This window comes from Bradyrhizobium sp. SRL28, assembly GCF_018596315.1.
Classification (GTDB): domain Bacteria; phylum Pseudomonadota; class Alphaproteobacteria; order Rhizobiales; family Xanthobacteraceae; genus Bradyrhizobium.
Window position 1 is genome coordinate 1 of the sequence record NZ_JAHEAG010000126.1, and the last position, 2,969, is coordinate 2,969.

The 2,969-nt window shown below is 59.2% G+C and carries 2 protein-coding genes and 2 pseudogenes; all 4 read left to right on the plus strand.

What is annotated here, in order from left to right:
* Positions 1-204: 204 nt before the first annotated feature.
* Complete coding sequence (locus tag KIP88_RS45450; RefSeq protein ID WP_214494572.1) at positions 205-627, plus strand: hypothetical protein; 423 nt, start codon at positions 205-207, stop codon at positions 625-627.
* Between the two features lie 55 nt (positions 628-682).
* Positions 683-931 carry a hypothetical protein gene (locus KIP88_RS45455; RefSeq protein WP_214494573.1) on the plus strand — a complete coding sequence of 83 codons (249 nt, stop codon included), beginning with the start codon at positions 683-685 and terminating at the stop codon, positions 929-931.
* 64 nt (positions 932-995) lie between these two features.
* Positions 996-2,385: pseudogene (locus KIP88_RS45460) on the plus strand (ISNCY family transposase).
* A gap of 111 nt (positions 2,386-2,496) precedes the next feature.
* A pseudogene (locus KIP88_RS45465) lies at positions 2,497-2,811 on the plus strand (alanine dehydrogenase); the annotation flags it as partial.
* Positions 2,812-2,969: the final 158 nt, after the last annotated feature.

Below are 2,969 nucleotides of genomic sequence, written 5' to 3' on the forward strand. Positions count from 1 at the left end.
GCCATCGCCAAAGAGTCAAAATTACTGTGATGAACCACTAGGGATGCTGGTCACTCGACGGATCGGGATCTAAGATGAGCCACATTTCAGAGCCGTCTGTTCAACATGTCACGATTTCAGTTCTGCAGCGACGGGAGGAGGGGAGTCGTAACGTAACGAGCGTCCGCATGTGACGCGGTTGCGGCACGCATCGCCGATCCGATCGTGGACATCATCATCGTCGGCGACAGCATCGGCAGCGTTTGCCTCGGGATCGATGACACATGTCGGTCAGCAGGGCTGATTGTGCAGAATCAGACCACTCGCTGCAAGCGTCTGAAGTATCTGCCTTACCTCGTCGGCACAAAAATGGCGGGGACGCGGATTGGGGACGGTAATAGGTGCCTTTTTCGTAATCGTAACCGTTCCCAACGCTATCTCACGTTCAATCCTTTCGACGCACGGCTAGTGACAAGATTTTTTATTTCACGCATCAAGCTCGGTCACTGGATAAAGTACGGCTTTGTCGATCTTGACGTGTGCGGGTCCGTTTCGCATCGCGCGCCAATTGGCCCGGGCCGGGCAGGTGACGAGTTAACTTGTCTGCCTTGGTTGATAACCAGAGGATGGCGTGACGAAACGTCATAAAGATACTTGCGCCTCCCAGCCTCAAGTCCGCGATATATATGCTGTGGGAGTAGTCATGACGGGCCTGAGGAACACGTCGTGTGAAGAAAAATCTGAATGCGAGCAAGCCATCCGCTCACTCGCTCGCGACCGGCTAGACACGCTGCCGGAGGGCGCGCGAGAGAATCCAAGCTGGTCGGCGTTCAAGACCTGGCTGGGAGAAAAACACTACTCCCACTATCTCAATTTTCGGTCCGTCGCTGGGCCTGACTACGATGCCAAAACGTGGTTCGACGACGCGCTGGCCCAGAACTGGCGGCGCTAAGTCAAGCGTTCGCCGAGTGACGCCGAGCCAAGCGCCGGTGTGTACTTAGCCGGCCGATCAATGCTTGGAATACGTCAGTGTGCCACAGCAGGTGAGCGATCTTCGCGAAGGTTGGATGGGGCATGCCGACCGCGTTCTGGCGGATGAACAGATCGTAGCTGCGGTATATGAGGCGCTGGCGAGACGGCATCCCAAGAGCCGCAGTCGTGGCCCGGCTGGGCGCGCCGGCTGAGGTGGTGCTGCGATTGTTGGTCCTCAAACACGTCCGCAATTGGAGCTATCAGGTGTTGGAGCGCGAAGTGCGCGCCAACCTGGTGTATCGCGACTTCACCCGCGTGGGCGGCGGCAAGACGCCGGACGCCAAGACGATCGGCCGCTGGGGCCTGGCTGTGGATCCGGACACGATCAGGCAGATTCACGACCGAATGGTGCAAATCGCGCAGCAACAGGGGGTGACGCAGGGGCGCAGAATGCGCGTGGATACGACGGTGGTGGAGACGAACATCCACCATCCGACGGACAGCACGTTGTTGGGGGACGGAGTGCGAGTGCTGATCCGCACCATGAAGAAGATCACTGCGATCGCGGGTTTGGTCGGAACGAAGCTGCGCGACCGAAGCTGGAGCGTGAAGCTGCGGTTGTTCGAGATCGCGCGGATCGCGCGTGCCAAGGGACCGCTCAATCACGCGAAGCTCAAGGAGAGCTATCGCAAACTATTGAATACGACGAGCCGGGTGGTGGGTCAGGCGAAGCGCTTCTCCGGCGAGATCGCCGAAGGCGTGAAGCGGTCCAGGGGCATCTTGAAGCAGCTGGCGTTGAAAGGCCTGCGTCTGCAGCTGGAAGCGATGCTGCCGCTGGTGCGGCAAGTGATGCGGCAGACCCGGGAACGTATCTTCCGCGGCAACACCCGGGCAGAAGGCAAGCTCCTCAGTGTGTTCGAGCCCTCGACCGAGATCATTCGCAAAGGTAAGGCCGGCAAGCCCAACGAGTTCGGCAAGATGGTCAAACTGCAGGAAGCAGAGAACCAGATTGTGATCGACTACGACGTCTACGATCAGCGGCCAAGCGATTCGGAGCTGTTGATCCCGGCCATCGAAACCCACGAGGCAAAACTCGGACGCACGCCACGCCTGGTGGCGGCGGATGCTGGATTTTACTCCGCCAGGAACGAAGCTGCAGCGAAAGCCAGAGGCGTCAAACGCGTCTGCATTCCCAATCGATCGACCAAGAGCGCCGAGTGCAAGCGTGAGCAGAAAAAGCGCTGGTTCCGTAACGGTCAGAAATGGCGAACCGGATGCGAGGGACGTATCAGCGTCGTCAAACGGCGACACGGGCTCGATCGCTGCCGCTACAAGGGCAGCATCGGAATGAAACGCTGGGTCGGCCTCGGCGTCGTCGCCGACAACCTCATCAATATCGGACGCGCGATGGAAAACCAGTCACGCCAACCGTAGTCCGTCCCAGCTCAATCTGGCCTCTCAAGGCCCCGCCAGCCCCTGGCGGGGCCTTGTCGTTGTCCGCGCGGTTGACCAGTCTGGTTAGAAGCGCGAATTTTGCGCCGGAAAGTAGCTATCGATTAAGGCGGATGCTTCGAGACTTCGCGTCCGACGACGCACGCAGACCCAACCTACGAAGCGGACGACGTTATCCATTACTGCGTCGCGAACATGCCGGGAGCCGTCCCGCTGACCTCAAGCCACGCGCTGAATAACGCCACGCTCCCATTTGGCTTGGCACTCGCCAACAAGGGATTTGCAGCCGTGCTCGAAAATCCGCATTTGCGCGGAGGCCTGAATGTCTATCGCGGCCGGCTCACCTATAAGGCTGTGGCCGAAAGCCTTGGCCTGCCATTCTGGCCGATCGAACAGGCCGCGGCCTGATCCCAGAGGTCCTCTAGGTGGTGTGGACTCTAAGGATTCCCATTTAGGGGCAAATCAGATTCAAGACTGCTTTTGGGGAGGCAGTCTTGGGTGTGATGGATCGGTTGGTTTTGAGCGACGCGGCGTGGGAGCGGATGGCGCCGCTGATCATAGGCCGA